General features: G+C 60.2%; 24 protein-coding genes. 2 read left to right on the top strand and 22 right to left on the bottom strand.

The genetic code is table 11. The annotated features are described in order from the left end of the window. Positions 1 to 19: 19 nt before the first annotated feature. The 3 genes from truA to def are packed head-to-tail and all read right to left on the bottom strand — an operon-like array spanning position 20 to position 2,318. Positions 20 to 823 (bottom strand): tRNA pseudouridine(38-40) synthase TruA, encoded by an 804-nt coding sequence (truA, locus tag AC5YUO_RS06135; protein WP_496154613.1) that lies wholly within the window; start codon positions 821 to 823, stop codon positions 20 to 22. Further along, positions 823 to 1,758 carry a methionyl-tRNA formyltransferase gene (gene fmt, locus AC5YUO_RS06140; protein ID WP_496154614.1) on the bottom strand — a complete coding sequence of 312 codons (936 nt, stop codon included), beginning with the start codon at positions 1,756 to 1,758 and terminating at the stop codon, positions 823 to 825. Before fmt ends, truA begins: the two co-directional genes overlap by 1 nt. Positions 1,759 to 1,805: 47 nt before the next feature. Continuing rightward, positions 1,806 to 2,318: a peptide deformylase gene (def, locus tag AC5YUO_RS06145; RefSeq protein WP_496154615.1), complete on the bottom strand. Its 513-nt coding sequence runs from the start codon at positions 2,316 to 2,318 to the stop codon at positions 1,806 to 1,808. 149 nt (positions 2,319 to 2,467) lie between these two features. Here def and AC5YUO_RS06150 point away from each other — a divergent pair, with 149 nt between their 5' ends. After that, positions 2,468 to 3,661 (top strand): DNA recombination protein RmuC, encoded by a 1,194-nt coding sequence (locus AC5YUO_RS06150; RefSeq protein ID WP_496154616.1) that lies wholly within the window; start codon positions 2,468 to 2,470, stop codon positions 3,659 to 3,661. 54 nt (positions 3,662 to 3,715) lie between these two features. After that, entirely contained in the window at positions 3,716 to 4,615 is a 900-nt protein-coding gene (locus AC5YUO_RS06155; protein WP_496154618.1) for a ribokinase, read from the top strand. A 62-nt stretch (positions 4,616 to 4,677) separates the two neighbouring features. Here the strand turns inward: AC5YUO_RS06155 and trmB are convergent, their stop codons facing one another. The 19 genes from trmB to mutS form a co-directional block, all read right to left on the bottom strand. Further along, a complete protein-coding gene (gene trmB / locus AC5YUO_RS06160; protein ID WP_006310208.1) occupies positions 4,678 to 5,376 on the bottom strand; it encodes a tRNA (guanosine(46)-N7)-methyltransferase TrmB in 699 nt (232 codons plus the stop codon). A 109-nt stretch (positions 5,377 to 5,485) separates the two neighbouring features. Beyond that, complete coding sequence (metK, locus tag AC5YUO_RS06165) at positions 5,486 to 6,748, bottom strand: methionine adenosyltransferase (RefSeq protein ID WP_496154619.1); 1,263 nt, start codon at positions 6,746 to 6,748, stop codon at positions 5,486 to 5,488. A gap of 189 nt (positions 6,749 to 6,937) precedes the next feature. Continuing rightward, entirely contained in the window at positions 6,938 to 7,357 is a 420-nt protein-coding gene (locus AC5YUO_RS06170) for a helix-turn-helix domain-containing protein (RefSeq protein WP_404499427.1), read from the bottom strand. A gap of 133 nt (positions 7,358 to 7,490) precedes the next feature. After that, positions 7,491 to 9,080 (bottom strand): apolipoprotein N-acyltransferase, encoded by a 1,590-nt coding sequence (lnt, locus tag AC5YUO_RS06175; RefSeq protein WP_496154620.1) that lies wholly within the window; start codon positions 9,078 to 9,080, stop codon positions 7,491 to 7,493. Positions 9,081 to 9,302: 222 nt separating this feature from the next. Next, positions 9,303 to 10,448, bottom strand: coding sequence for a hemolysin family protein (locus AC5YUO_RS06180; protein WP_496154621.1), 1,146 nt, complete (start codon positions 10,446 to 10,448; stop codon positions 9,303 to 9,305). Between the two features lie 15 nt (positions 10,449 to 10,463). Beyond that, on the bottom strand, positions 10,464 to 10,970 hold the full coding sequence (gene ybeY / locus AC5YUO_RS06185) for an rRNA maturation RNase YbeY (RefSeq protein ID WP_400818754.1): 507 nt from the start codon (positions 10,968 to 10,970) through the stop codon (positions 10,464 to 10,466). Between the two features lie 9 nt (positions 10,971 to 10,979). Then, positions 10,980 to 12,035: a PhoH family protein gene (locus AC5YUO_RS06190; RefSeq protein ID WP_400818757.1), complete on the bottom strand. Its 1,056-nt coding sequence runs from the start codon at positions 12,033 to 12,035 to the stop codon at positions 10,980 to 10,982. A 40-nt stretch (positions 12,036 to 12,075) separates the two neighbouring features. Continuing rightward, entirely contained in the window at positions 12,076 to 13,479 is a 1,404-nt protein-coding gene (gene miaB / locus AC5YUO_RS06195; protein ID WP_496154622.1) for a tRNA (N6-isopentenyl adenosine(37)-C2)-methylthiotransferase MiaB, read from the bottom strand. A gap of 150 nt (positions 13,480 to 13,629) precedes the next feature. Then, complete coding sequence (olsA, locus tag AC5YUO_RS06200) at positions 13,630 to 14,424, bottom strand: lyso-ornithine lipid O-acyltransferase (RefSeq protein ID WP_400818762.1); 795 nt, start codon at positions 14,422 to 14,424, stop codon at positions 13,630 to 13,632. A gap of 30 nt (positions 14,425 to 14,454) precedes the next feature. Continuing rightward, on the bottom strand, positions 14,455 to 14,883 hold the full coding sequence (locus AC5YUO_RS06205) for a Fur family transcriptional regulator (RefSeq protein WP_003503749.1): 429 nt from the start codon (positions 14,881 to 14,883) through the stop codon (positions 14,455 to 14,457). Between the two features lie 64 nt (positions 14,884 to 14,947). Then, positions 14,948 to 15,442, bottom strand: coding sequence for a GNAT family N-acetyltransferase (locus tag AC5YUO_RS06210; RefSeq protein WP_496154623.1), 495 nt, complete (start codon positions 15,440 to 15,442; stop codon positions 14,948 to 14,950). 60 nt (positions 15,443 to 15,502) lie between these two features. After that, positions 15,503 to 16,171 (bottom strand): tRNA (adenosine(37)-N6)-threonylcarbamoyltransferase complex dimerization subunit type 1 TsaB, encoded by a 669-nt coding sequence (gene tsaB, locus AC5YUO_RS06215; protein WP_496154624.1) that lies wholly within the window; start codon positions 16,169 to 16,171, stop codon positions 15,503 to 15,505. 21 nt (positions 16,172 to 16,192) lie between these two features. Then, the gene (locus AC5YUO_RS06220; RefSeq protein WP_400818768.1) at positions 16,193 to 16,756 is read right to left on the bottom strand and encodes a NifU family protein; all 564 of its coding nucleotides are present in this window, start codon (positions 16,754 to 16,756) and stop codon (positions 16,193 to 16,195) included. Between the two features lie 145 nt (positions 16,757 to 16,901). After that, positions 16,902 to 17,393: a universal stress protein gene (locus tag AC5YUO_RS06225; RefSeq protein ID WP_003503758.1), complete on the bottom strand. Its 492-nt coding sequence runs from the start codon at positions 17,391 to 17,393 to the stop codon at positions 16,902 to 16,904. A 114-nt stretch (positions 17,394 to 17,507) separates the two neighbouring features. Beyond that, positions 17,508 to 18,572: a tryptophan--tRNA ligase gene (gene trpS, locus AC5YUO_RS06230; RefSeq protein ID WP_496154626.1), complete on the bottom strand. Its 1,065-nt coding sequence runs from the start codon at positions 18,570 to 18,572 to the stop codon at positions 17,508 to 17,510. Between the two features lie 103 nt (positions 18,573 to 18,675). Beyond that, positions 18,676 to 19,080 carry a VOC family protein gene (locus tag AC5YUO_RS06235; protein ID WP_496154627.1) on the bottom strand — a complete coding sequence of 135 codons (405 nt, stop codon included), beginning with the start codon at positions 19,078 to 19,080 and terminating at the stop codon, positions 18,676 to 18,678. Next, the gene (gene murJ, locus AC5YUO_RS06240) at positions 19,080 to 20,669 is read right to left on the bottom strand and encodes a murein biosynthesis integral membrane protein MurJ (protein ID WP_400818777.1); all 1,590 of its coding nucleotides are present in this window, start codon (positions 20,667 to 20,669) and stop codon (positions 19,080 to 19,082) included. The genes AC5YUO_RS06235 and murJ overlap by 1 nt, the downstream gene beginning before the upstream one ends. Positions 20,670 to 20,676: 7 nt before the next feature. Further along, positions 20,677 to 23,505, bottom strand: a complete 2,829-nt coding sequence (locus AC5YUO_RS06245) for a [protein-PII] uridylyltransferase (RefSeq protein WP_496154628.1) — start codon at positions 23,503 to 23,505, stop codon at positions 20,677 to 20,679. Positions 23,506 to 23,601: 96 nt separating this feature from the next. Then, entirely contained in the window at positions 23,602 to 26,253 is a 2,652-nt protein-coding gene (mutS, locus tag AC5YUO_RS06250; RefSeq protein WP_496154816.1) for a DNA mismatch repair protein MutS, read from the bottom strand. Positions 26,254 to 26,411: the final 158 nt, after the last annotated feature.

Raw genomic sequence — 26,411 nt, forward strand, 5'->3', positions numbered from 1 at the left:
CGGCCTTGGGTTTTAAAGGTCAGTCTGTATCCTCAGCCATATCGACGTCAGGGTACCGACGACGCGGCGGAATGACGTCGGGATAATCGACCTGCATGAAATAAAGACCGTCCGGCGGCGCGACAGGGCCGCAGGCCTTGCGATCCCGCGCCTCCAGTGCGACACGCACATCCTCCGGCGTCATCGTGCCTTCGCCCGCCAGTTTCAGCGTGCCCGCGAAAGAGCGGATCTGGTTATGCAGGAAGCTCTGCGCGGTCGCACGTATCTCGATGAGATCGCCGGTGCGCGTCACATCCAGCCGGTCGAGCGTACGCACCGGGCTTTTCGCCTGACAATGCACGGAACGGAAGGTGGTGAAATCATGCCGGCCGACGAGCATCTGCGCGGCTTCATGCATGCGCTCATGATCCATGTCCTTCGACACCCACCATGCCCGCTTGTGCTCCAGCGCCAGCCGAGCCTTGCGGCAGATGATGCGGTAGAGGTAGTGCCGACGAAGAGCGGAAAACCGGGCGTCGAAATCCTCGGTCACGGAAGCGGTATCCAGCACTGCCACGGCCTCCCCGGCCATGGCGAGATGCGCATTGAGCGCGTTACGAAGCTTGTAGGGTTCCCAGTCTCGGGAAAGATCGACGTGGACGACCTGCCCGACGGCATGCACGCCGGAATCGGTGCGGCCGGCGCCGCGAATGGAAACGCTCTCTCCCGTCAACGACCGGACAGCAGCTTCCAAAGCACCCTGAACCGAAGGGCCGTTTTCCTGTCTCTGCCAGCCGTAATAGGGCGTGCCGTCATATTCGACGGTCATGCGGAAACGTGGCATCAGCCGAGCCTCGTTGTCGCCGGAATCGGCGTACCGCGCACGAAATCGGCGGCCGACATCGGCTTGCCGCCCGCCTTCTGCAAGCGGGTGAGCCGCACGGCATCGCTGCCGCAGGCAATGGTGAGCGCATCATCCAGCGCCGCACCCGCTTCTCCCATGCCGCCAGCCAGCTCGGAGGCCAGAACCTTCACGCGCTCGGCTTTGCCGCCGATATCCATCTCCAGCCAGGCGCCGGGAAACGGCGAAAGGCCGCGAATGTGATTGTGCACATCCTGCGCTGGCCTTGAAAAATCGATGCGGGTTTCGCCCTTGTCGATCTTTGCAGCGTAGAGAACGCCCTCTTCCGCCTGGGTGACGAGAGGCAGGTCACTGGCTTCCAGCTTGTCCATCGCCTGCCGCATCAGCCGCGCGCCGGCCAGCATCAGGCTGTCATGCAATTCGCCAGCCGTCATATTCTCGCCGATTGCGATCTTGGCGGTGAGCGCGACGGGGCCGGTATCGAGCCCCTTTTCCATTTTCATGACCATCATGCCGGTCTCGGCATCGCCGGCCATGATCGCCCGCTGGATGGGTGCAGCACCGCGCCAGCGTGGCAGCAGGGAGGCGTGACCATTGTAACAGCCAAGGCGCGTGCCGCTGAGGATCGCTTCCGGCAGCAGCAGACCGTAAGCCACGACAACCGCGACATCGGCATTGAAGTCCCGGAATTGCTGGCGGTCTTCCTCTGCCTTGAAGTTCACCGGCGTCAGCACAGGCAGGCCCAGAAGCTCGGCGGCCTGATGCACCGGTGACTTCTGCAGATCGAGACCACGGCGGCCGCCGGGACGCGGCGGCTGGGTGTAGACGGCCACGATCTCGTGGCCCGCCTCCACCAGTGCACGCAGGGTGGGAACGGAAAAATCCGGCGTGCCCATAAAAATGATGCGAAGAGCCATCGTCGCCCCCTGCCCTGTTTTCCGTTCCATCTCCCAAAGGGGAAGGATCAGATCTTTGCGCGGGCCGCTTTCGTGAATTTCTTGATGACCATGTCGCGCTTCAGCCGCGAAATATGATCGATGAAGAGAACGCCGTTCAGGTGATCGATCTCGTGCTGCAGGCAGGTTGCGAGCAGGCCATCCGCCTCGACCGTCTGCTGCTTGCCGTCACGGCCGACATATTGCACGGTGAGCGACGCGGGACGCTCGACCTCGGCATAATAATCGGGAATGGAGAGGCAACCTTCCTCATAGGTCGAGACATCGTCCGACACCTTGAGGATTTCGGGATTGATGAAGACGATCGGGGTCTTTTCCTCGCCTTCACGCGCAACGTCGATCACCAGCATGCGGCGCGGCACGCCGATCTGAATGGCGGCGAGGCCGATACCCGGCGCATCATACATGGTTTCGAGCATGTCGTCGGCAAGGCGCAGCACCTCGGCATCCACCTGTTCGATGGGTTTCGATTGCTGGCGCAGCACGGGATCGGGCAAAATGATAAGCGGTTTGATGGTCATGGCTTCCCATAACGTATCTCTCGCGCCGAGGAAATAAAAAACACGAGGGTGAAAACGGCCTGCGTTGTCCACCGCATTCGACTCATTTCCGCCGCAGGAATGTTCTTGTTTTGATCTTCCGAATCATTGGAAATCTGCTAGATTTAATCATGAACATAGATTTCTCCGTTCTCCTTACCCCCGCACTCCGCGCGGGCTCCGTCGATATCAGCTTCGGCGCGCTGCTCGCGGCTCTGGTTTTCGGTCTGGTCATCACATGGCTGGTCACGACAAACCGCGCAAAAAAAGCGGGAGCCGACGGTGAAATCTCCGATCTTCTGAAAACACAGTCCGAATTGCATGGCCGGATCGCGGCCATGGCGGAAACGCTTGGCACCCGCCAGACCGAGATGAGCCAGACGCTGAACCAGCGCCTTGACGGCATGTCACAGCGCCTTGGCGAAACGCTGACGGAGCAGACCCGGTCGACCCATGAGAATCTGAGCCGCCTGCAGGAACGCCTGGCTGTCATCGATGCCGCACAGGGCAATATTCAGGATTTGGCGAAAGACGTGGTCGGGCTGCAGGCCATCCTTTCCAACAAACAGACGCGTGGCGCTTTCGGACAGGCGCGGATGGAAACGTTGATCGCCGATGCGCTTCCCCACGGGGCCTTCCAGCTGCAACCGACGCTTTCCAACGGCTACCGGCCGGATTGCACCATCAAAATGCCGAACAATGCACCGCCGCTCGTCATCGACGCCAAGTTTCCGCTGGAGGCATGGAACGCCATCAAGGCGGATGAGACGCCGGAAACCAAACGCGCCGCCGTGCAGCAGTTCCGCCGCGATATGGAGGTGCATATTCGCGACGTCGCGGAGAAGTACCTCATTCGCGGCGAGACCCAGGATACGGCCTTCATCTTTGTGCCATCGGAGTCGATCTTCGCCGATATTCATCAGCATTTCGAATATCTGGTGCAGCGCGCCCACCGCGCCCGCGTCGTCATCGTTTCGCCATCGCTGCTGATGCTGTCGGTGCAGGTCATCCAGTCGGTTTTGAAAGACCAGCGCATGCGTGAACAGGCGCATCTCATTCAGGGCGAGGTCGCCCTTCTCATGGACGATGTGCGGCGGCTGGACGACCGGACGCGCAAGCTGCAGGCCCATTTCGGGCTGGCGCAGAAAGACATCGACATGATGCTGATCTCCTCCGACAAGGTGCTGGCGCGCGGCCAGAAGATCGAAGGACTTGATTTCTCGCCGACGGAAAAAGAGGCTCCGCATGGGGAAATCGAGCAGGCCCGTCGCTTTGCGGAAAACAGAGCCGGTGCAGCAAAATTGCGGGTAGTTGACGACGAGTGATCGTCTCGGGCAAAGTCGCCGCCTTGCTCAAATTTCATACGGACCCAGCGCCCCATGATTACTGTTTTCGGCTCCATCAACATGGACCTCGTCGCCACCGCCAAACGCCTGCCCAAGCCCGGTGAAACCGTGACCGGTGAGACCTTCTCCACGGCTGCCGGCGGCAAAGGCGCCAATCAGGCGCTGGCCGCGCGGCGTGCAGGCGCCACCGTCAAGATGGCGGGCGCTGCGGGCGATGACACATTTGCCGCACCGGCGCTGACCTTGCTGCGCGATGCAGGTACCGATCTGTCATTGGTCAAAACCGCACCCGGCCCAACGGGAACGGCGGTGATCCTGATCGGTGAAGGCGGAGAGAACATGATCTCGGTCATTCCCGCCGCCAATGGCGAAGTTTCCGCCTCGGACGCTGCAAGGACAATATCAGAGATGGCTACGGGCGATATTCTGATGTTGCAGTTCGAGATTCCCGCGCCTGCCATCGAAGCGGCGCTGACGGCTGCAAAGGCAAAGCGCATCACCACCGTGATCAATACCGCACCATTGACGTCTGACGCGCCCCGCCTTGCCGGCCTCGCCGATATTGTCATTGCCAATGAAACCGAGTTCGAACTGTTGATCGGCAAGAACGGACTTTCCGCCTCCGAGCGGGAAAATGAACTCAAGACCCTGCATGACAGGACCGGTCAGACATTGATCGTCACACTTGGTGCGGATGGCGTGATCGCCATGCGCAACAGCAGGGTCTACAGGGCCTCCGGCCTCAAGATCGAGCCGGTCGACACGGTCGGTGCGGGCGATACCTTCTGCGGTTATCTCGCCGCCAGCCTCGATCAGGGGATGGATTTCGAAACGGCGCTGAAGCGCGCCGCCGTTGCGGGTTCGCTTGCCTGCACGCGCGCCGGTGCGCAGCCCTCCATTCCGCTGGCAGCGGAAGTGGACGCAGCGCTCTAAGGGATCGGCCGTTAGCGCATTTTCCGGATGTAGAACCGCTACGCCGTTTCGCTGGCAATGCTTTAGCGACGGATGAAGGTGAGATAGGCCGAACTGCGGCCTTCTCTTTTTGCCTTGTTCTCGTAACGGGTGCCCGGCCAGTTGGCATAGGGCGTGCGCCAGTCGTCAGCGCTTGTCGCCGTCCATTCAAAACCGCCATGCCGGGCGCAATGCTGCAGCGTCCAGTTGACATAAGTATCGATATCCGACGCAAAGCAGAACTTGCCGCCGGGTTTCAACACACGATGGAAACGGGCGAGATTGACGTCGGAGACGAAACGGCGCTTCCAGTGCTTCTTCTTCGGCCACGGATCGGGATAAAGCAGATCGATGTGATCGATCGACCCCTCGGGCAACCAATCCAGCAGCTGTGTCGCGTCATCGTCGTAAAGGCGGATATTCATCAGCTCGCGCTCGCGAACGGTGGCAAGCAGCTTGGCCATGGAATTCACGAAGGGCTCGACGCCGATGAAACCCGTTTCGGGATTTTCGACCGCGCGGTGCGCAAGATGCTCGCCGCCGCCGAAACCGATCTCCAGACGGATCGATCGTACATCCGCAGGAAAAAGAGCAACGAGATTTTGCGGGGGCACGCTTTCCAGATCGATTTTCAGCAAAGGCAGCAGGTTCTCAATCGTATCGACCTGCTGATTGCGCAGGGGTTTGCCCTTGCGCCTGCCAAAAAACGCTTCCGTCGCGCGCGAACGCCGTTCTTCCGTCATCTCATACTCTCAAGAACAAATAGACTTAACCCGCACAGCGCCAGATGAGGCACTGTGCGGGTTACAAAGGTGCAGACGGTATCTCTCAATTGCCAACAAATAACAAGTGTTAGGCGCTCAAAGCTTCCTTGAGCGGCTTCACCAGATCAAGCTTCTCCCAGGAGAAGGAGCCGTCACGGCCGGCCTTGCGGCCGAAATGGCCGTAGGAAGACGTCTTGGCATAGATCGGCTTGTTGAGATCGAGATGGCGACGAATGCCCGAGGGCGACAGGTCCATGACCTTGCGGATCGCGGCCTCGACCTGATCTTCACTGACCTTGCCGGTGCCATGCAGATCGACATAGATCGACAAGGGCTGGGCGATGCCGATCGCGTAGGAGATCTGGATCGTGCAGCGCTCTGCAAGGCCGGCAGCCACGACGTTCTTGGCGAGGTAACGGGCGGCATAAGCGGCGGAACGGTCGACCTTGGTCGTGTCCTTGCCGGAGAATGCGCCACCACCATGGGGAGCGGCACCGCCATAGGTGTCGACGATGATCTTGCGGCCGGTCAGACCGGCATCGCCATCGGGACCACCGATGACGAACTTGCCGGTCGGGTTGATGTACCACTGGCAATCGTCAGCGATCTTCAGGTCACCCAGAGCTTCGCGGATATAGGGCTCGACAACGGCACGAACCTTCTTCGAATCCCAGCTTGCATCGAGATGCTGCGTGGACAGGACGATGGACACGGCTTCCGAGGCCTTGCCGTCGACGTAACGAACGGTCACCTGGCTCTTGGCGTCGGGGCCGAGTTTCGCCGCTTCGCCTTCGCCGCTCTTACGGGCGGTGGCGAGAAGCTGCAGGATGCGGTGGGAATAATAGATCGGCGCCGGCATCAGATCCGGTGTTTCCTTGCAGGCGTAACCGAACATGATGCCCTGGTCGCCGGCACCCTCGTCGCCCTGCTTGTCGGAGGCGCTGTCCACGCCCTGCGCGATATCCGCGGACTGGGGATGCAGCAGAACGTCGATCTTGGCGGTCTTCCAGTGGAAACCATCCTGCTCGTAGCCGATGTCGCGGATCGCCTTGCGGGCGGCGGACTTGAACTTGGAAGGATTGATGACCGGGTGGCCGGCGGCGTCCTTGACGACCTTGCCGTCCTTGTCCTTCTTCAGAAGCGTGTCGGGAACCCGAACCTCACCGGCGATGATGACGCGGTTGGTCGTCGCAAGCGTTTCGCAGGCGATGCGTACGGTCCAGGGGTCAACACCCGTCTTGGCCGCTTCGCGATAGATAAGATCCACGATTTCATCGGAAATACGATCACAAACCTTGTCCGGATGACCCTCGGCCACGGACTCGCTGGTGAACAGGTAATTGGCACGCATGCGGGATTCCCCTCAAAGAACGGTCTTCGAGTTTGTTAGTCATTTCAGCCGCGAAAAACAAGGACACAACCACATAAATATATCTTTATGTGAGAATTCCTTTCTAATCAGACACAAAAAAACGGTCCTTGCGGACCGTTGAGTGCCCGGCATCCCGTGCCGGAAATTTCTGCGCTGCGGAGGCTGCGCTTACTCGGCGTCTCCCTCGGCGGCGAGCGCCTTGACGAGGTCGACGAGGCGGCGGCGAACCTTCGGGTCTGCGATCTTCACGAATGCCCGGTTCAGCTGCAGACCTTCAGCCGAGGACAGAAAATCGACCACGTAGTTGGAACTCGACGCTTCGGCCATGCCGGTTGCCCCGCCAGCCTGATCGCCGGGCGCATCTTCGAAAAAAAAGGAAACGGGCACATTGAGGATCGCGGAAATATTCTGGAGGCGGCTGGCGCCGACGCGGTTCGTGCCTTTTTCATATTTCTGGATTTGCTGAAAGGTAATTCCGAGACTTTCACCCAGCTTCTCCTGGCTCATTCCGAGCATGGTTCTACGAAGGCGAATTCGGCTTCCGACATGAATGTCGATGGGGTTAGGCTTTTTCTTATTCTCGGTCATCATGCGGTCCTGACACTCGGAAAGGGTTGATATCTCGCTTCATTACTATTCGAAGAAATGAGTCGGCAATTCGACAGCGTCTAAACTTGTTTTACGACTGACGTATTCACTATGCAATTACAGGGGTTCCCGGTCAATTCTGGCGCCGAGCGAAACTCAAGGCGGGAAATACCGCAACGATCATCAAGATTGAAAAAATCAACCAGAAATACGTCCGATGTGTGTCGTAAGTAAATGCGTCATTAGACCCACCACTCAAAGTGGCGTCAACAATTCCCACCCGACCATAGTCCAGCCCGGCAATAATGCGGCCATAGGGGTCTATGACGGCGGAAATTCCGGTATTGGCGCCGCGAATCACCGGCACGCCCGTCTCAACGGCGCGCACCCTCGCCTGCAGAAAATGCTGGTAGGGACCGGGGGTATCGCCAAACCAGCCGTCATTCGTCACATTGAGGATCGCCGCCGATCCCTGAAGACCCGACGTCATCTCGCCCGGGAAAATGATCTCGTAACAGATCAGGGGATAGAAGGTCTTACCCGAAGGAAGCGTGAGTGGCGTACGCGACGAGGCGGCGGAAAACCCGCCAGGCAGGGCAATGACATTGTCGATGCCGAATTCCCGCAGGATGCCTTCAAAGGGGACATATTCGCCAAAGGGAGTGAGATGCACCTTGTCGGTCGCACCGATGATCTCGCCCTGGCTGTCGATAGCATAGACGGAATTGTAATAACGCGGCGGTCGGCCTGCCCCCTGATCTTCCATCCTGACGGCGCCGGTGAACAGCACCTGGCCATCCTCGAGTGTTCTGGCAATTTCCGCGAGCGCATCCGGGTTCTGCGTCAGGATAAACGGTACGGAGGTTTCCGGCCAGACGATGACGTCGGGGCGTTTTTTCCCTTCGCCCGGCGGCAGGGCCGACAACCGCAGATGCTCTGCGAAAATCTCCGTGCGGTCGGCATTCAGCATCTTGCGGGATTGATCGATGGAGGGCTGCACGATGCGGACGGTCAGGGCATCCGCCGGTGTCTCCGCTGGTGTCTGCAGGCGGTAGAAGCCATAACCGAAGTGGGCGGCCAGCAGCAGACCCGCCAGCGCCAGCCCCGGTGCCATGCCTTTTTTCGTACCGATCAGCGCCGGCGAGGCGAAGATGAAAACTGCGAGCGTCGTAATGCTGAAAAGACCGAGCAGATGCGCCGACTGCATCATGATCGGGATGGGCATGATGCCATAACCGATGGCGTTCCAGGGAAAGCCGGTCGCGAGGAAACTGCGCAGCCATTCCGAAAAGCCGAAGGCCGCAGCAAGCGCCGCTATGCGGCCAAGGCCATCCGACCAGAGAAGATTGGCGGCAGCGACGGCAAAACCGTAAAACAGCGCCAGGAATGCGGGCAGGCCAAGGATGGCAAGCGGCAGCGCCCAGGCGAATTCATCCGCTTCCAGCAGGAGAGCATTGCCGAGCCACCACAGGCCGGCCACGAAATAACCGAGCCCGAAGCACCAGCCGATGCCGAAAGCCGGCAGGATGCGGCTGAAGAGACCGCCATCGGGCTTTCCCGTGCAGCCATCCACGAGCCAGACAAGCAGGGTGAAAGAGAAAAACAGCGCTGAAAAAAAGCCGAAAGGAGGCAAAGCGAGTGCCCCGACCGCACCCGCAGCAATCGCCATCACTGCGCGGCTCATGCCGCCGGCCAGCATTACCCTGCCTGCAAGACGCTCCATGCCATCTCCGTTTATGCGCGACCGGAAAAGCCCGCTCCCGGCAAGGCCGTGCCACGGAATTTCCCCTCAGACCCGACGTAAAGGAAAAAAGATTCGCAGTCCACAGGAGGCATTGCCACCGAAGCGCCATGTGTTCTTTTCGACGCCGAACACAGGCATTCATACCTGTTGGATTGATATGCCAAAAGGTGGACGCGACGGGGAAAACCCCGTCGATCTTTCTTAATCGGCGTTCTGCTGGTGCGTGAGAAGGCGCACATCCGGAGCGGGCAGCGCAATCACTTCATTGCCACCCGCTTCGCCCGGAGCGCGATCATCTTCGCCTTCGGAGCCGTGATCCCGGACGATACGGACGCCCTTGATACGCCGGCTATCCGCATCGAGGATTTGGAACTCGAAACCGGGTACGGCCCGAACCACCTCGCCCTTGGCCGGAATGCGGCCGAGCGCAAAGAAGATGAGACCGCCGAGCGTATCGATTTCCTCCAGATGTTCACGAACATCGAATTCCGGCCCGATCGCCTCGGCAAGTTCGGTGAGTTCCGCGCGTGCATCCGCCACGAGCACATCGGCGGAAAGACGGGAGAACATCGCCTCGTCCTTGTCGTGCTCGTCATCGATATCGCCCACGACCATCTCGACGATATCCTCGTGGCTGACGAGACCGTCGGTGCCGCCATATTCGTCAATCACCAGCGCAAGCTGGGTTCTCTGGGCCTGCATGGTCTTCAACAGGTCGGAGGCCAGCATGGAGGGCGGTGCGAAGAGAATTTTACGCACCAGCCCGGCAGCCGCGACCGTCTGCTCGAGATCCACCCGCGCCAGATCAAAATTCGGCCGTGGCGAACGGGGCGCTTTCGCCTCGCCATAAGCAACGCTGCGCGATCCCGCCCGGCGTTTGTTACGCGCCTGCTTGGCGACATAGGCCAGAAGATCGCGAATGTGGATCATGCCCTTCGGATTATCCAGCGTCTCGTCATAAACCGGCATACGGGAACGCCCGGTTTCCTCGAAGAGGATCAGCGCGTCGCCGATCGTCATATTCTCATCAAGGCCGTCGATATCGACCCGCGGGATCATGATATCTTCGACCCGGACCTCGCGGAAACGCAGGATATTGTTCAGCATCGCCCGTTCTTCGGGCGAAAAGGCGGCACCGATTTCGGTGTCGGCCATCAGCGCGTCGGTCAGATCCTCGCGCAGGCGTTCGCCCTGGGATGGTTTCAGCAACCGTGCGATACGCGACCAGATGGTCGATTTCGGTTTGGCATTGTAGTCCTGACGTAAGTGACTACTGCCCTCCTCCGAAGAGGACTGCTCGCCGTTTTCTCTGCCCTCATTGGCAGGTCGTGCAGAATGTTCGTTCATGGCTCCAGACAATATTTAAAGCGGTTCCTGACCCGCGTAGGGATCAGATAGGCCAAGCACCGCCAAAATGCGAGTCTCAAGCGACTCCATTTCTTCCGCTTCTTCCTCGTCCATGTGGTCATAACCAAACAAATGCAGGAACCCATGAACGAGAAGATGGGTCAGATGATCCCCGAAACTCTTCTCAAGTTCAAGGGCCTCGCGTTCAACCGTCTCGCGGGCGATGACGATATCGCCCAGCATCGGGCCGGGCATTCCGCCCGGTTCCAGCGGAAAAGCGGGGAAAGACAAGACATTGGTCGCCTTGTCCTTGTCGCGCCATTCGGCATTGATTTCCCGGATATTTTCGTCATCGGTGAAGACCAGAGACAGTTCGACCGGCATTTTCGGAAAGGGTTGTTCCTCTTCCCGCTTCAGAAAATCGACCGCCGCATCCAAGACCTTGGTGGCAAAGGCAGCCAAGTCCTCTTCCGAGGACCAGCCTTCGGCCTCGACGCTGATTTGAATATCCAGAGCTGTCATTTTCTTACGTCAGTTGCCCTTCACGAGGCTTTCATCCGGCACGGCCGTGTGGGATTCGTAAGCCCGGACGATGCGCGCCACCATCGGATGGCGGACGACATCGACATCCTTGAAGCGCACGACGGATACGCCTTCGACATCGGTAAGTATCTGCAGGGCTTCGACAAGACCGGATTTCACGCCACGCGGCAGGTCAACCTGGCTCGGGTCACCGGTCACGATCATGCGGCCGTTCTCACCAAGACGGGTGAGGAACATCTTCATCTGCATGGTCGTGGTGTTCTGGGCTTCGTCCAGAATGACGGCGGCATTGGCAAGGGTACGTCCGCGCATGAAGGCGAGCGGCGCGATTTCGATGACCCCCGCCTGAATGGCGCGCTCCACCTTGTCGCCCGGCATCATGTCATACAGCGCGTCGTAGAGCGGACGGAGATACGGATCGACCTTTTCCTTCATGTCGCCCGGCAGGAAGCCCAGACGCTCGCCCGCTTCGACGGCGGGGCGTGAGAGGATGATACGGTCGACCGCGCCGCGTTCCAGAAGCTGTGCGGCATGGGCCACGGCCAGATAGGTCTTGCCGGTGCCGGCGGGGCCGACGCCGAAAACCAGTTCGGATTGCTCCAGCGCCCGCATATAGACATCCTGCGTCGGCGTGCGGGCAGCGATGGTCTTCTTGCGGGTGGAAATCTGCGCCATGGAAATCTTCGCCTTGCGCTCCATCGTCGGCAAGGTGAGCTGGTCGTCAGCGGCCATCGCCATGCGGATCGCGCCTTCCACGTCGGAGACCTCGGCGGTTCCGCCCTTGAGCAGACGTTCGTAGAGGAAATCCAGCGCACGGCGTGCCTGATTGGTAGCCACGACATCGCCGGTGATGGCGACGGAGTTGCCGCGCGGGCGGGCGTCGATATTGAGGCGCTGCTCCAGGAGCTTCAGGTTCTGATCGAACTGACCGAATAGCTCGCCCGCTATCCTGTTATTCTCGAACGTGAGGACGAAGTGATTGGCGTCGGTCGCGGCTTGGCGTGGCTGGCGCGATGAATTTGATACCAATTCGTGTGCGTTCAAGCGGTCAGGCTCCTGTCCCAATCAGTGTCGGCTCCTCACTCTAACTCCCTGCCACCTCGGCAAACAAGCTGTTTGGACCCGTTGCGGTGATTCGTACATTAACAATGTCACCGATTTTCAACGTCTTTGCATCAAGATTCACGGATTGCAGCCATGGAGAGCGACCTATCAACTGCTCAGGCATGCGGCCAGGCTTTTCCAGCAGCACATCCATGGTTTTTCCGACCAGCGATTCCGCAAATTCCTTCTGCTGCCGCAGCAACAGGGCCTGCAATCGTTCCAGCCGCTCGGCCTTCACATCTTCCTCCACCTGATCGGTCAGATCGGCGCCCGGGGTGCCGGGGCGGGTGGAATATTTGAACGAGAAGGCCTGCGCGTATTTCACCGTCTCGACCATCGCCATCGTATCTTCGAAATCGCGATCCGTCTCACCGGGGAAACCGACAATAAAGTCCCCCGACATGGCAATATCAGGGCGGGCGTTCCGGATTTTTTCGATGAGCTGGATATATTCCTCACCCGTATGGCGGCGGTTCATCGCTTTCAGAATACGATCCGAGCCGGACTGCACCGGCAGGTGCAGATAGGGCATAAGAATGCGCAGATCGCGATGGGCGCCGATCAGGCGCTCGTCCATGTCGCGCGGGTGGCTGGTGGTGTAGCGAAGCCGCGCAAGGCCCGGAATTTCCGCCAGCCTGTAGAGCAGTTCGGCCAGACCCCATTTTTCGCCCTTCGGGCCTTCGCCCTGCCAGGCATTGACGTTCTGGCCAAGCAGGGTGATCTCGCGCACGCCGGCATCCACCAGTTTCATCGCCTCATCGACGATCTGGCGCACGGGACGCGACACTTCCGAGCCGCGCGTATAGGGCACGACACAGAAGGTACAGAACTTGTCGCAGCCTTCCTGTACTGTCAGGAACGCCGTGACGCCGCGTGTCCGCAGCGTGGACTTTTCGGCGACCGGCAGATGCTCGAACTTGTCCTCCACCGCATATTCGGTCTCGATGACGCGCTCACCGCCGCGCACCCGCTTCAGCGCATCCGGCAGGCGGTGATAGGTCTGCGGGCCGATAACGACATCGACGGCGGGCGCACGGCGCAGGATCTCCTCGCCTTCCGCCTGCGCAACGCAGCCGGCAACGCCGATCATGAATTCACGGCCCTGCTCTTCGCGTGACTTCTTCATATCCCGCAGGCGGCCAAGCGCGGAATAAACCTTTTCCGCCGCCTTTTCGCGGATGTGACAGGTGTTCAAGAGAACCAGATCCGCCTCGCCCATGTCTTCGGTCTGAACATAACCATCCTTCGCCAGCGCATCGCTCATGCGGACGGAATCATAGACGTTCATCTGACAGCCGTAGGTCTTGATGAAGACTTTTCGACTGTTCGAGCCCTCATGGGCGATCATCTGGGGGGCGTCGAGGCCAAGCGTTTCCTGGGTCATGGCGGCTATCTAGTGTTTTTCACAGCCAGATTAAACAGAAAAATGCCGGAAAAGCGAGGATGTCAGAGCAACGGAGTAATTCCGTTGCTCTTGAGTTTAGCTTACGCACCGGATTTCTCGAAAACCGCGCACACATTTCGGTCCGATGCTCTATTTCCGCCAGCCGCCGCGCAGGCTGAAGGCCAGCATCGAGCGGATGGCAGCGGCAATATCGGTCGCAAGACGCTTGCGGTTGTCAGCGCTGTGAAACGGAACGCTTTCTCCAAACGTGACGTCGACGTCAATTGCGCCTGCCTTGATGACACCGAGCAGATGCGGCACGAGCGTGATGCTGCCCGGCCAGGCGGCAATGATCCGGTGGTAACGGCCCATGGCCATGCCCTGCACCCGCGTATAGGCGATGGCGACCGGCTGCACGTAGACCAGCTTGCCCGGAACCTGCTCGGCAGCGGTGGAGGCGGCGCCGAACAGGGAGGATTTGACGGCCAGCATGCGGTTGCCGTCCGAGGTCGTGCCTTCGGGGAAAAGGACGACGATCTCGCCATCGGCCATGCGGCTGGCGATCTCACCCACCTGCTGGCCCGTGCTGCGCTTCTGTTCACGCTGAACGAAGATGCTTTTCTGCAGCCGGGCGAGCCAGCCGAAAACCGGCCAGTCACGAACCTCGGTCTTGGCAATAAACACCACGTCGGCAATGCTGCCGAGAACGAGGATATCCTTCCACGATGCGTGATTGACCGCCAGCATCAGCGGTTTTGCCCGCTCCACATCCCCATGCACATGCACGCGGATGCCGAGAACATGGCAGGCGATGCGATGCCAGATGCGCGGAATGCGGCGACGCAGCCGCCAGTCGAAGGCGAGCCCCAGGAGTTGCAGCGGCAGCAAAACGAGCGTGACGATCAGAAGAACGACCGCAATATAGGCTGTCCGCAGCCACATCATGATGGGAACGCCCGCTTGTTCACCGGCGTCTCAGTGTTCGCCGGGCTTCAATGGCACGCCGTAAAGTTCCAGCCGGTGATCCACGAGCTTGAAGCCGTGTTCCCGGGCAATCTTTTCCTGAAGGGCCTCGATCTCGGCCGAATGGAATTCGATGACCACGCCGTTCTTCAGATCGATCAGGTGATCGTGATGTTCCTCGGGCACGGTTTCATAACGCGAGCGGCCGTCGCGAAAATCGTGACGCTCGATGATGCCGGCATCCTCGAACAGCTTCACCGTTCTATAGACGGTGGAGATCGAGATGCGCGGGTCCACGGCGGAAGAGCGACGGTAAAGCTCCTCGACATCGGGGTGGTCGGCTGATTCCTGAAGGACGCGGGCGATGACACGGCGCTGATCCGTCATCCGCATGCCGCGTTCGGCACAAAGCTCCTCCAGCGTTTTCGAAAGGTCTGTCACGTCTTCTGGCCTTTTGAGAATTCCGGTTTGCGGCTTTCGCCGAAAAAATGCCTGTCGCAGGGAACTAGCGAAGATCGCGGCGCATGACAAGCGCCGTCGACTTTGTTCCATCCTTGGCTGTGTAATAGGCCTTGCGTTCCGCAACCGTCTTGAAGCCAAGCTTCTTATAGAGCCCCAGTGCAGAGGTATTGTTATTGTCCACCTCAAGGAACATGGTTTCGGCCCCGCGCATCATCGCCTCGCGAATGGCCGACTGCATCAGGCGCCAGCCGAGACCGGCGCGCGCGAATTTGTCGGCCACGGCGACGGTGAGGATTTCCGCTTCGCCCGCCACTTCCCGCGCCAGCACGAAACCGCCGAGGGGCTTGCTGAAAAAGGCGTTGGTCTGGCGGGCGACGGCGCCAAAAACCGCTCCTTGCGTGAGCAGGCCCGAAAACTCGCCGTCATTCCACGGACGCGGAAAGCGCAGGGCATGCAGGTCCGCGACCGCGGCGCAATCCTCATGCTGCATCGGGACGATCTCGAAATAGGGTTTCCAGCTCAGGTAATCGTCAAACATCGCGGGTATCGGGCATCATGGGTATCGGGAATCAGTCGCAGGCACTCATGCCATGCCGTATCAGGCAACGTCCTGGCGTGCCAGCGCAAAACCGGTCTGTGGCCGGGCATCCGGCCCGCGCAGATAAAGCGGCGCGGGTTTCCGTTGGCCTGCCGGCTTGCGCGCGCCAGCACGGGCGACGGAGGAAATCGGGAAATGGTCCGGCCCGGACCCGCTTTCCTCTCCAGCAAACAGCGGTGCGGCAGAGCCAATGACGGCACCGTCAAAACCGAAGAGAACACCTTTGGCGTCCTCCACAGACAAAAGCGCCGCCTCGTTGCGCGGCGATCCATCCGCGCCGAATATCTGTAAATAGGTTTCGCCGCGTTTGGCATCGAGCCCGACGGCCACGGGCCGGCCGGGATTTTCGAGCAGATGATGCAAGGCGAGCGTCTCGAGCGTGGTAACACCGACGGCCTCGACACCGAGCGACAGGGCAAAACCGCGCGCAGCGGCAACGCCGACGCGGATGCCGGTGAAGGATCCCGGACCGATGGTCACCGCGATGCGCTCGATGTCCTGCAGCGGCAATTGCGCCTGCTGCAGGGCACCGTCGATCACCGCCATCAGCCTTTCGGCATGGCCCTTGCCGATCGTTTCACAGACCTCACCGAGCACCCTGTCAGAGGCGCTGTCATAAACGCAGGCAGAACAATCCACGCCTGACGTGTCGAGTGCGAGAACAATCATGGCGGGGCCTGGCTTAAAACGTCATACCGCTTCGACTTCGCGCACTTCCGGCACGAAATGGCGAAGCAGATTCTGAACGCCGTGCTTCAGCGTGGCGGTGGAGGACGGGCAACCCGAGCAGGCGCCCTTCATGTTCAGGAACACCGTGCCGTCGCGGAAACCGCGGAAGGTGATATCGCCGCCATCCTGCGCCACAGCGGGGCGAACGCGGGTATCCAGCAGTTCCTTGATGGTGGCGACGATGGTTTCGTCACCCTCTTCGAAGAACTCGCCTTCCTCATCCGACACTTCCGCCGCGATTGCGGTGCCCATGATCGGGCGACCGGACATGAAGTGCTCCATGATCGAGCCGAGAATGGCGGGCTTCAGATGCTGCCATTCCGCACCGTCCTTGGTGACGGTGATGAAATCGAAACCGAAATAGACGCCGGTAACACCCGGAATCGTGAAGAGGCGCTCCGCCAGCGGCGAGGCCTGTGCCTGCGAAGGGTTGAGAAACTCCACTGTCCCACTTTCCAGCACCACCTTGCCCGGCAGGAACTTCAGCGTCGTGGGGTTCGGCGTGGCTTCCGTTTGAATGAACATCGTCTGTCTCCTTCGAGGTCGCCGTTCACGCCCCGCAATTTAGAATTCTTCCAAAAAATACGCCCGGCGAAGCTTCACTTCAAGCCCTGACATGATAATTACATTCAAGAAATCGTCAGCCCCTAAATCTTGTCCGAGACCCGGATCAGCAGAGCGCGTCGATTTCCTCGTCCGACAACGTATCCGGCAGAACCGTGACGGGAATGGGGAATGCGGCACCGCGTCCGGCGATGGAGGAGACGAGCGGTCCCGGTCCTTCCTTTGTCGAGCCTGCCGCCAGAACGAGAATAGCTATATCGCGGTCTTCCTCGATCAGCCCGTGAATCTGCTCGGTGGCGCTGCCTTCGCGGATCACCGCTTCCGGCTCGATGCCGATGGTTTCGCGCACTTTCTGGGCGATCTTGGCGAGGGTGGCTTCCGCTTCCTCGCGCGCTTCGGCCCGCATGATCTGCTCGACGCCCAGCCATTGCTGGAAATCGCCTTCCGGGATCATGTAAAGCAGCACCAGTCCGCCATTGGAGTTCTTGGCGCGACGACCGGCATAATGCACGGCCCTTTCGCATTCCGGTGTATCATCGATAACAGCAAGAAACTTGCGGCGATGTCCTTCCAGACGCGACAGCCGTTTTGAAACCATTCCGCACTCCCTAAGTCCGCCGTGATCCGCAAAACCGCCCGACGGTTCGGGCGGAGATTATATCAAATCACGGCAGGCGCAAACCGCCCGCCGCATCCGCGCGGCAGCGACCTGTCAGCGCAGGAAGCCGATGATATCGCGCACCTCGTTCATCGTCTTTTCGGCAATGGCACGCGCCCGCTCACCGCCTTGGCTGAGGATGGCGTCGATATGGGTCGGATCATCGAGAAGACGGCGCATCTCGTTGTTGACCGGTGCCAGCACATTGACGGCAAGCTCGACGAGGGCCGGCTTGAAGGCTGAGAATTGCTGTCCGCCGAATTCGGAAAGAACGTCCGCCTTGGTCCTGTCGGAAAGGGCAGCATAGATGCCAACGAGGTTTTCGGCTTCGGGACGACCCTTCAGGCCTTCAACTTCGCTCGGCAGCGCATCCGGATCGGTCTTTGCCTTCTTGATCTTCTTCGAGATCGCGTCGACATCGTCCATGAGGTTGATGCGTGACAGGTCGGAAGGATCGGACTTCGACATCTTCTTGGTACCGTCCTTCAGTGACATGACGCGCGGCGCCGGTCCGCCGATCAGCGGCTCCACCATCGGGAAATAGGCATGGACCGGCTCATCGCCCACCGTGATGTCGAGCCCGAGGCCCGCCCTGCGGATATGGTCGCCGAAATCGATGTTGAATTTCTGAGCGATATCGCGGGCGAGTTCGAGATGCTGCTTCTGGTCATCGCCAACGGGCACATGGGTGGCGCGGTAGACGAGAATGTCGGCGGCCATCAGGCTCGGATAGGCGAGCAGGCCGAGCGAGACCTGTTCGGCATTCTTGCCGGACTTGTCCTTGAACTGCGTCATGCGCTCCATCCAGCCGATGCGCGCCACGCAGTTGAACACCCATGCCAGTTCCGCATGCTGCGGCACGGCAGACTGGTTGAAGACGATATGCTTCACGGGGTCGATGCCGGCTGCGATGAAGGCGGCCGCGATGGAGCGGGTCTGCGCCTTCAGGTCCGAGTGAACGAGCTGGGCGGTGATGGCATGCATATCGACGACGCAATAGATGCAGTCGTTATCTTCCTGCAGCGCCACGAATTTGCGGATCGCGCCGAGATAATTGCCGAGATGCAGATTGCCGGTCGGCTGGACGCCCGAGAAAACCAGCGGCTTGAATGCGTTCATTGTCGTCCTCGAAAAGGCTTGTGGAGGGCCCCGCCCCGTGATTGGAATTGCACGCGCGCTTATGCACCCGCAGCCCCTCGCAATCAAGCGGTTTCAAGGGCTGTCAACCGCGCGGCTGAAGAAGGTCCCAGCGATTTCCGTAAGGGTCGGTGAAGACCGCGACGGAACCGTAAACCTCATGGCGCGGCTCCTCCAGAAAGCGCACGCCGCGCGCAATCATCGTTTCATAGTCGCGGGCAAAATCGTCGGTATGCAGGAAAAATCCGACACGCCCGCCAGTCTGGTTACCGATGGCAAGCCGTTGCTGTTCGCCATCCGCCTCGGCGAGCAGCAGGGCACCACCCTCGGCGCCTTGCGGCTTGACCACCAGCCACCTTTTACCGTCGTCAAGCGGCTGATCGGAGAGGCACTCGAAGCCGAGAACATCGCAATAAAACGCCTTTGCCCTGTCGTAATCATCCACGACAAGCGTGACCAGCGCGATGCGGCGGTTTTTAGAAAAGAACATCAACTAGCCTCCGTCTCGGCGGTCTTTTTGCCGCGCTTGCGGACGGCTCTCTTCACCATGCCGATATCGGCACCGCCAGAAACGAAAGCCAGCACGAAATAAACCAGCATGGCCGCGAAGACGAGGCCCATAATGGTCCCTGCCCGGACAAAGATAGACGAGGCCGACGACAGTTCGAAACTCAGCCAGGTCAGCGCATAATGCACAAAACCGGCCATCAAAGCCGCAGCCAGGAGCAAACGCGGGATGCGGGTCAGCAGCGGAATATCCACATGCCAGTGACCACGCCACAAAAGCATGCCGAACAGCAGGGCGGCATTGACCCAGCCGGCAGTGATTTCGGCAATCGCAATGCCCGGGCCGCCGAGACGCGGAAACAGCGTCAGTGCCAGGGAGACATTCACAACCACGGAAATCGCCGCGAAAATCATCGGCGTGCGGGTATCCTCGCGGGCGAAAAACCCGGGAATGAAGGCCTTGATCAGCACGAAAGCCGGCAGGCCGAGCCCATAGATGCCGAGGATTTGCGCGACGGTGATGGTGGCCGAAGGTGAGAAGTTGCCGCGCTCATAGAGAAAACGAACGATGGGCTCCGCCATGACCAGAAGGGCGGCCGCCGCAGGCAAGGTCAGGAACAATACAAATTCAACCGAGCGGTTCTGCAGGCTTCCCGCCTCCACCATGTGCCCGCCGCGCAAAGCCCGCGCCAGTTCCGGCAGAAGCACGGTGGCCACCGCAATGCCGACGACGCCGAGCGGCAGCTGGTAAATCCGGTCGGCATAAGCAAGCGAGGAGATGACACCCTCGCCGGCAGAGGCGATATTGGTGTTGATCAGAAGGTTGATCTGGGTGATGCCGCCGGTGATTGCCGCCGGCAGGGCAAGGACCAGAAGCCGCTGTACGTTTTTTGTCAGCCTCGGCCTGCGGAAACCGATCCGCATGCCGGCATTGCGCACGGCGATCCAGACGATGGCGAGCTGCACCAGACCCGCCGCCATCACCCCCCAGGAAAGGGCATAACCCACCTGCAAAGGATCGTAATTCTTCCACCATGCCAAAGCGAGCACGCCGATGAGGATGATGTTGAGGAAGACAGGTGCGATCGCGGCTGCGAAATAACGATGCAGCGAGTTCAGCATGCCGCCCATCATCGCCGCCAGCGACATGCAGGCGAGATAAGGAAACATGATGGTGGCGAGATGAACGGTGTTTTCGAACTTCACCGGGTCTTCCAGAAAGCCCGGTGCAATAACCGTGCGCACGATGAACGGCATCGACAATTCCATCAGGATTGTCAGGGCCAGAAGCACGGTGAAGAGAACGCCGAAAACCTCTTCGGAAAAACGCCTTGCGCCCTCCATGCCGTTCGCCTCAATTTCCTTGGCGAAAAGCGGCACGAAAGCCGAGTTGAAAGCACCTTCGGCAAAAAGCCGCCGGAACGTGTTGGGAAATCGGAACGCGGCGTTGAAGGCATCGGCCACCGGCCCGGTGCCGACGGCAGCGGCCATCAGCGTCTCGCGCAGAAAGCCGAAAATGCGGCTGCCGAGCGTGGCGGTGCCAACGGTGGCGAACTTGCCGATCAGACTCATGGGGATATCAAGCCTTTGCCGTGCGCGCGGCCGGCAGCGCCGCCACGTCTGGGTGGGCGATGATGCCGTTCGGCATACGGTCACGCAATTCGTCTTCCTGCTCGCTCATCACGGCCTTCAGGCGCTGCGCAATGCTGGCCTGCCGGTTGTCATTCGTCACCTTCTGGCCGAACAGATCCGTCACATAGAAAGTGTCGATGACCTTCTCGCCGAAGGTGGTGATGCGGGCGGAGTGAATGTCGAGCGACAGATCGGCGATGACAGCCGTCATATCCGCCAGCAGCCCCGGCCGGTCGAGGCATTCGACTTCAATGACGGTGAACTTGTTCGACAGACCATTGGAGATGGTGACGGAAGGCGGAATGGTGAAGGCGCTCTTTTTCTTGCGGCTCTTGGTGCGCGTGGCGATCATTTCCGGAAGGCGCTGCTTGCCGGAAAGAACCTCCTCGATGAGCTTGCCTACATTGTTGCCGCGCCGCATCTCATCTTCGTCAATCGGGAATTCGCGGTTGATCAGGATCGTATCGAGCGCCCGCCCATCTGACGTGGTGAAGATTTGCGCATCCGCAATATTCGCGCCGGCCGCCGCACAGGCGCCTGTTATGATCGACAAGAGGCGCGGATGGTCGGGCGCCAGCACGGTGATTTCCGTAATGGCGTGGAAGGAATGGGTGCGCACCATGGTCGACAGCGCCTTTTCCTGCTTGTCAGCCTCACGCATGAAGCGGGTGTGGCGCACCTGGTCTTCCAGCGCCACCGTCAGCAGATAGGGCTCGTAATGCAGCTTGGTGTATTTGCGCCGCGCCTTCTGGCCCCAGTCATCAAGGGCATCGTAAAGCGCCTGCCGGGCGATCTGCGCGCGCTCCTTGCGGGAGACTTCCGAGAAGCCGCCCGACAGAAGCAGTTCCGTCTCGTAATAAAGCGAACGCAGCAACTGCCCCTTCCAGCCGTTCCACACGCCGGGGCCGACAGCGCGGATATCGCAGACCGTCAGGATCAGCAGCATCTTCAGCCGCTCCATGGACTGCACCTTGTCGGCGAAATCGGTGATGGTCTTGCGGTCGTGCAGGTCGCGTGTCTGGGCGACCATCGACATCAAAAGATGCTGCTCGATGAGCCAGACTACCGTTTCGGTCTGCTTGCCCGTGAGACGGAAACGCTGGCAGAGCTTGCGGGCAACCCGCGCACCGGCAATCGAATGATCCTCCTGCCGACCCTTTGCCACATCATGCAACAGAACGGCGACATAAAGCGCCTCGCGTTCCTCGACGCTGGGCATCAGCTGGTTGGCGAGCGGATGGGCATCCACCGCGGTTCCCTTGTCCACCTCCGACAGCACGCCAACAGAGCGGATAAGATGCTCGTCGACCGTATAGTGATGATACATGTTGAACTGCATCATCGCGACGATCTTGCCGAATTCGGGAATGAATTTACCCAGCACCCCGGCCTCGTTCATGCGCCGCAGCGTCAGCGCCGGATCGCGCCGGGAGGTGAGGATCGACAGGAAAAGCCGGTTTGCCTCCTCGTTTTCCCGAAGCTCGTCATTGATGAGCGACAGCGAGCGGGTGACGGCACGCAGCGCATCCGGATGCAGTTCGAGATTGTTGATATCGGCAATGTGAAAGAGCCGGATCAGATTGACCGGGTCGTTCTTGAAGACATCGGGTTTGGCGAGCGCGATGCGGCCGCGGTCCTCGACGAACTCCACCGAACCCGGAATCTTGCGGACACGGTGCGCAAAGCGGCTCAGCACGCCGGAAAGGCCGGGTACGTCCTTCGCCTGACGATCCTCAAGTGCCGCGCAGACGATGCGGGTCAGATCACCGACATCCTTCGCAACGAGGAAATAGTGCTTCATGAAACGTTCCACGGCGGAAAGGCCCGGGCGTGGCTGGTAGTTCAGCGCATCGGCGATTTCACGCTGAATGTCGAAAGAAAGGCGTTCTTCGGCCTTGCCGGTGATAAAATGCATCTGGCAGCGGACGGCCCAGAGAAAATCATCGGCCTTTTCGAACAGCTTCAGTTCCGATCTCGACAAAACGCCGAGTTTGACCAGATCGGCGGTATCGCGAACGTGGTAATAATATTTGGCGATCCAGAACAGCGTATGCAGGTCACGCAGGCCGCCCTTGCCTTCCTTGACATTCGGCTCCACCAGATAACGCGTATCGCCGGCCTTGCGGTGGCGCTGGTCGCGCTCGGCGAGCTTGGCGGCAATGAATTCCGGGCCGGTGCCGGTGACGACTTCCGACTCGAAGCGCTTTTCGAGATCGTCGGTCAGGGATTTTTTGCCGCAGATCGCCCGCACTTCCAGAATGGCGGTGCGGATCGTCATATCGGATTTGGAGAGGCGGATAGATTCATCCACCGTGCGGGTGGCGTGGCCGACCTTGAAGCCGAGGTCCCAGAGGAGATAAAGCACGAACTCCACGGCCTTGTGCATATCAGGCGTGTTCTTGGCCGGCAGAAGGAACAGGAGGTCGATATCCGATCCCGGCGCCAGCGTGCCGCGGCCGTAACCGCCGACCGCCGCAACCGCGATCTGCGGCGCATCCTTCGGATAGACATATTGGCAGGTGAGATCGTAAAGCGTCTCGATCAGCCGGTCCTGAAGCCAGGAGATGCGCCGGGCGCAATCAATGCCGCTGCCATCGGTTTTCAGCAGTTCCCGCGCCTTTTCCCGGCCTTCCGTGCTGGCCTTGCGGAAGAGCGGCAGCAGGTCGGACCTGATATCGGCGATGCGCTTGCCGTCTTCCTTGAAGATGACGTCACAATAGCGCTTCAGCGCCGAGACATCGAGAATTTCGGAAAAATCCAGGTCCTTGATGGCCATCTATGCCGGTATCCATGTCCTGTGGGAGACCCCACCGCTTGCGATGGGAGTGTCCTATAGCGAGTTTTAAAGGCGATGGACAGGCACTCTATCTCTTCACGCCTTGCCAAGTTCTTTCTTCAACGCATAGAGCGCGTCCAATGCCTCACGTGGTGTCATTTCGTCCGGGTTGAAGCTCTTCAAAGCCTCCTCCACCTTCGATGGCCCGGCTTTGCGGGTTTCCTCGCGGCGCACGGCAATCTGGAACAACGGCAGGTCGTCGATCAGCTGGCTCGCCGGGTTCTTGCGATCGGCATCTTCGAGCTTCGTCAGTACCTCACGGGCGCGCTCCACCACCGATGCCGGAAGGCCCGCAAGCCGCGCGACCTGAATACCGTAAGAACGATCCGCGGCACCCGGTCCGACCTCATGCAGGAAGATGACATCACCTTCCCACTCCTTCACCCGCATCGTGGCATTGGAAAGGCGGCCGAGTTTTTCCGAAAGTACCGTCAGTTCGTGGAAATGCGTCGCGAAGAGGCCGCGGCAACGATTGACCTCGTGCAGATGCTCCACCGCCGCCCAGGCGATCGAAAGACCGTCAAAGGTCGCGGTGCCACGGCCGATCTCGTCCAGAATGACCAGCGAGCGATCCGTCGCCTGATTGAGGATGGCGGCGGTTTCCACCATCTCCACCATGAAGGTAGAGCGGCCGCGCGCCAGATCGTCGGAGGCGCCAACGCGGGAAAACAGCCGGTCAACGACGCCGATATGGGCGGCCTCCGCCGGAACGAAGGAGCCGATCTGCGCGAGAATGGCGATCAGCGCATTCTGGCGCAGGAAGGTCGATTTACCGCCCATGTTGGGGCCGGTGAGCAGCCAGATCGCACCGTTCTTGCCACCATCGACGGCGGAGAGATCGCAATTATTGGCGATGAACGGCCCGGCGGACTGCCGCCGCAGCGCCTGCTCGACCACCGGGTGGCGACCGCCCGTGATCGCGAAGGTCATGGAGGCGTCGACGATCGGGCGGCAATAGGCCTGTTCGGTGGCGAGATGGGCAAGGCTCGAGGCGACATCGATCACCGCAAGCGCCAGCGCACCGGCCTTGATCGCCTCTGCCTGCTGCACCACGGCCTTGACCATCCGCTCGAAGGCCTCCAGCTCCATGGTCAGAGCCTCGGCCGCGGCATTGGCGATGCGGCTTTCGAGATCGGCAAGCTCCGTGGTGGTGAAGCGCATGGCGCCCGCCATGGTCTGGCGGTGGATGAAGCGCGCCTTGGCCTCGTCGGTCGCCGTCATCACATCGGCATTGCCCGCCGTCACCTCGATGAAATAACCCAGCACGTTGTTGTGCTTGATCTTGAGCGACTTGATGCCGGTCTCATCGGCATATTGCAGCTGCAACCCGGCAATCACCCGGCGTGACTGATCGCGCAGCGCCCGCACCTCATCGAGTTCGGGATTGGCGCCCTCGCGCAGGAAACCGCCGTCGCGTTTCAAAAGTGGCAGATCATCGGCCAGCATCGATCCGAGCATCGCCTCAAGAGCGCCGGGCAGGGCGTTCAAATCCCTGAGAGCTGTCGCCAGTTCATCCGGCAGCAGCCCACCATCGAGAATGACCGCAATTTTTTCCGCCGAAACCAAACCCTGCCGGATGGCGCCGAGATCGCGCGGGCCGCCGCGCTCCAGCGCAAGACGGGAGAGCGCACGCGGCATGTCAGCAACCTGTTTCAACGCGTCGCGCAGGCCATCGCAGAGGGCGACGTCATCGATGAGATAGGCCACGGCATCAAGGCGGGCATTGATCTTTTCGGGATCGGTCAGCGGCGACATCAGCCGCTCGGCCAGAAGCCGCGCTCCGCCGCCCGTGACCGTGCGGTTAAGCGCATGCAGCAACGATCCGTCCCGGTCGCCTGAGAGTGTTTTTACCAGTTCCAGATTGGCGCGGGTAGCGGGATCGATGAAAAGCGTGGAGGCCGCACTTTCGCGTTCCGGCGCGCCGAGCGGCGGGCGCTCGGCAATCTGGGTCTTCTCGACATAGGCCACGGCCGCAGCGGCGGCAGCCATTTCCACCCGCGAAAACGTGCCGAAACCATCCAGGGTCGAAACGTTGAAATAGCGCGCGATGCGCCCTTCCGCCGTGGCGCTGTCGAAGAGGATGGCCGGCTGCGGCACCGCGACGCGGCCCAGCACATCGAAAACCGGCCGCAATTCCTCGTCGTGGAACAGGCTGTCGGCAACGATCAGTTCACGCGGATCGATGCGCCAGATATCGGCGAGAAGCCGCGTCAGCGTGGTTTCCGCCAGACGGAAGACGCCGGTGGAAATATCGATCCAGGCGAGCGCGAACTGCGCCTCGGCACTGCCGCGAATACGGGCAAGCGCCATCAGATAGTTGGATTCCGTCGGCGACAGCAGCTTTTCTTCGGTCAACGTGCCGGGCGTGACGAGCCGTACCACATCACGCTTGACCACGGATTTCGAGCCGCGCTTCTTCGCCTCCGCCGGGTCTTCGACCTGTTCGCAAACCGCGACACGGTAGCCGCGCAGGATGAGCTTCTGCAGATAGTCATCCGCCGCGTGAACGGGAACGCCGCACATGGGAATATCGTGCCCCATATGCTGGCCGCGTTTCGTCAGCGTGATGCCGAGAGCGCGGGAGGCTTCGACCGCATCGTCAAAGAACAATTCGTAAAAATCGCCCATGCGGTAGAACAAGAGCGAACCGGGATTGTTCGCCTTGATCTCGATATATTGCTCCATCATCGGAGTGGCCGTCGCGCGGCTCTCTTCCGAGATCAGGGAAGCGGTTGTCAGAACGTCCGTCAATGGCCTGCCGATGTCATATCGTGTTGCGGAAAAGGAGCGCCGACACTAGCGGCATTGCCCGCCCCAACACAACACACACGGCACCGCTGCCCACA

Source organism: Agrobacterium sp. LEGMi-208b (assembly GCF_059511785.1).

What these genes read in the sequence shown, in the direction of transcription:
- truA (WP_496154613.1), bottom strand. Translation starts at nt 823, where the DNA reads ATGCCACGTTTCCGCATGACCGTCGAATATGACGGCACGCCCTATTAC.
- fmt (WP_496154614.1), bottom strand. Translation starts at nt 1,758, where the DNA reads ATGGCTCTTCGCATCATTTTTATGGGCACGCCGGATTTTTCCGTTCCC.
- def (WP_496154615.1), bottom strand. Translation starts at nt 2,318, where the DNA reads ATGACCATCAAACCGCTTATCATTTTGCCCGATCCCGTGCTGCGCCAG.
- AC5YUO_RS06150 (WP_496154616.1), top strand. Translation starts at nt 2,468, where the DNA reads ATGAACATAGATTTCTCCGTTCTCCTTACCCCCGCACTCCGCGCGGGC.
- AC5YUO_RS06155 (WP_496154618.1), top strand. Translation starts at nt 3,716, where the DNA reads ATGATTACTGTTTTCGGCTCCATCAACATGGACCTCGTCGCCACCGCC.
- trmB (WP_006310208.1), bottom strand. Translation starts at nt 5,376, where the DNA reads ATGACGGAAGAACGGCGTTCGCGCGCGACGGAAGCGTTTTTTGGCAGG.
- metK (WP_496154619.1), bottom strand. Translation starts at nt 6,748, where the DNA reads ATGCGTGCCAATTACCTGTTCACCAGCGAGTCCGTGGCCGAGGGTCAT.
- AC5YUO_RS06170 (WP_404499427.1), bottom strand. Translation starts at nt 7,357, where the DNA reads ATGACCGAGAATAAGAAAAAGCCTAACCCCATCGACATTCATGTCGGA.
- lnt (WP_496154620.1), bottom strand. Translation starts at nt 9,080, where the DNA reads ATGGAGCGTCTTGCAGGCAGGGTAATGCTGGCCGGCGGCATGAGCCGC.
- AC5YUO_RS06180 (WP_496154621.1), bottom strand. Translation starts at nt 10,448, where the DNA reads ATGAACGAACATTCTGCACGACCTGCCAATGAGGGCAGAGAAAACGGC.
- ybeY (WP_400818754.1), bottom strand. Translation starts at nt 10,970, where the DNA reads ATGACAGCTCTGGATATTCAAATCAGCGTCGAGGCCGAAGGCTGGTCC.
- miaB (WP_496154622.1), bottom strand. Translation starts at nt 13,479, where the DNA reads ATGACCCAGGAAACGCTTGGCCTCGACGCCCCCCAGATGATCGCCCAT.
- olsA (WP_400818762.1), bottom strand. Translation starts at nt 14,424, where the DNA reads ATGATGTGGCTGCGGACAGCCTATATTGCGGTCGTTCTTCTGATCGTC.
- AC5YUO_RS06210 (WP_496154623.1), bottom strand. Translation starts at nt 15,442, where the DNA reads ATGTTTGACGATTACCTGAGCTGGAAACCCTATTTCGAGATCGTCCCG.
- tsaB (WP_496154624.1), bottom strand. Translation starts at nt 16,171, where the DNA reads ATGATTGTTCTCGCACTCGACACGTCAGGCGTGGATTGTTCTGCCTGC.
- AC5YUO_RS06220 (WP_400818768.1), bottom strand. Translation starts at nt 16,756, where the DNA reads ATGTTCATTCAAACGGAAGCCACGCCGAACCCCACGACGCTGAAGTTC.
- AC5YUO_RS06225 (WP_003503758.1), bottom strand. Translation starts at nt 17,393, where the DNA reads ATGGTTTCAAAACGGCTGTCGCGTCTGGAAGGACATCGCCGCAAGTTT.
- trpS (WP_496154626.1), bottom strand. Translation starts at nt 18,572, where the DNA reads ATGAACGCATTCAAGCCGCTGGTTTTCTCGGGCGTCCAGCCGACCGGC.
- AC5YUO_RS06235 (WP_496154627.1), bottom strand. Translation starts at nt 19,080, where the DNA reads ATGTTCTTTTCTAAAAACCGCCGCATCGCGCTGGTCACGCTTGTCGTG.
- murJ (WP_400818777.1), bottom strand. Translation starts at nt 20,669, where the DNA reads ATGAGTCTGATCGGCAAGTTCGCCACCGTTGGCACCGCCACGCTCGGC.
- AC5YUO_RS06245 (WP_496154628.1), bottom strand. Translation starts at nt 23,505, where the DNA reads ATGGCCATCAAGGACCTGGATTTTTCCGAAATTCTCGATGTCTCGGCG.
- mutS (WP_496154816.1), bottom strand. Translation starts at nt 26,253, where the DNA reads ATGATGGAGCAATATATCGAGATCAAGGCGAACAATCCCGGTTCGCTC.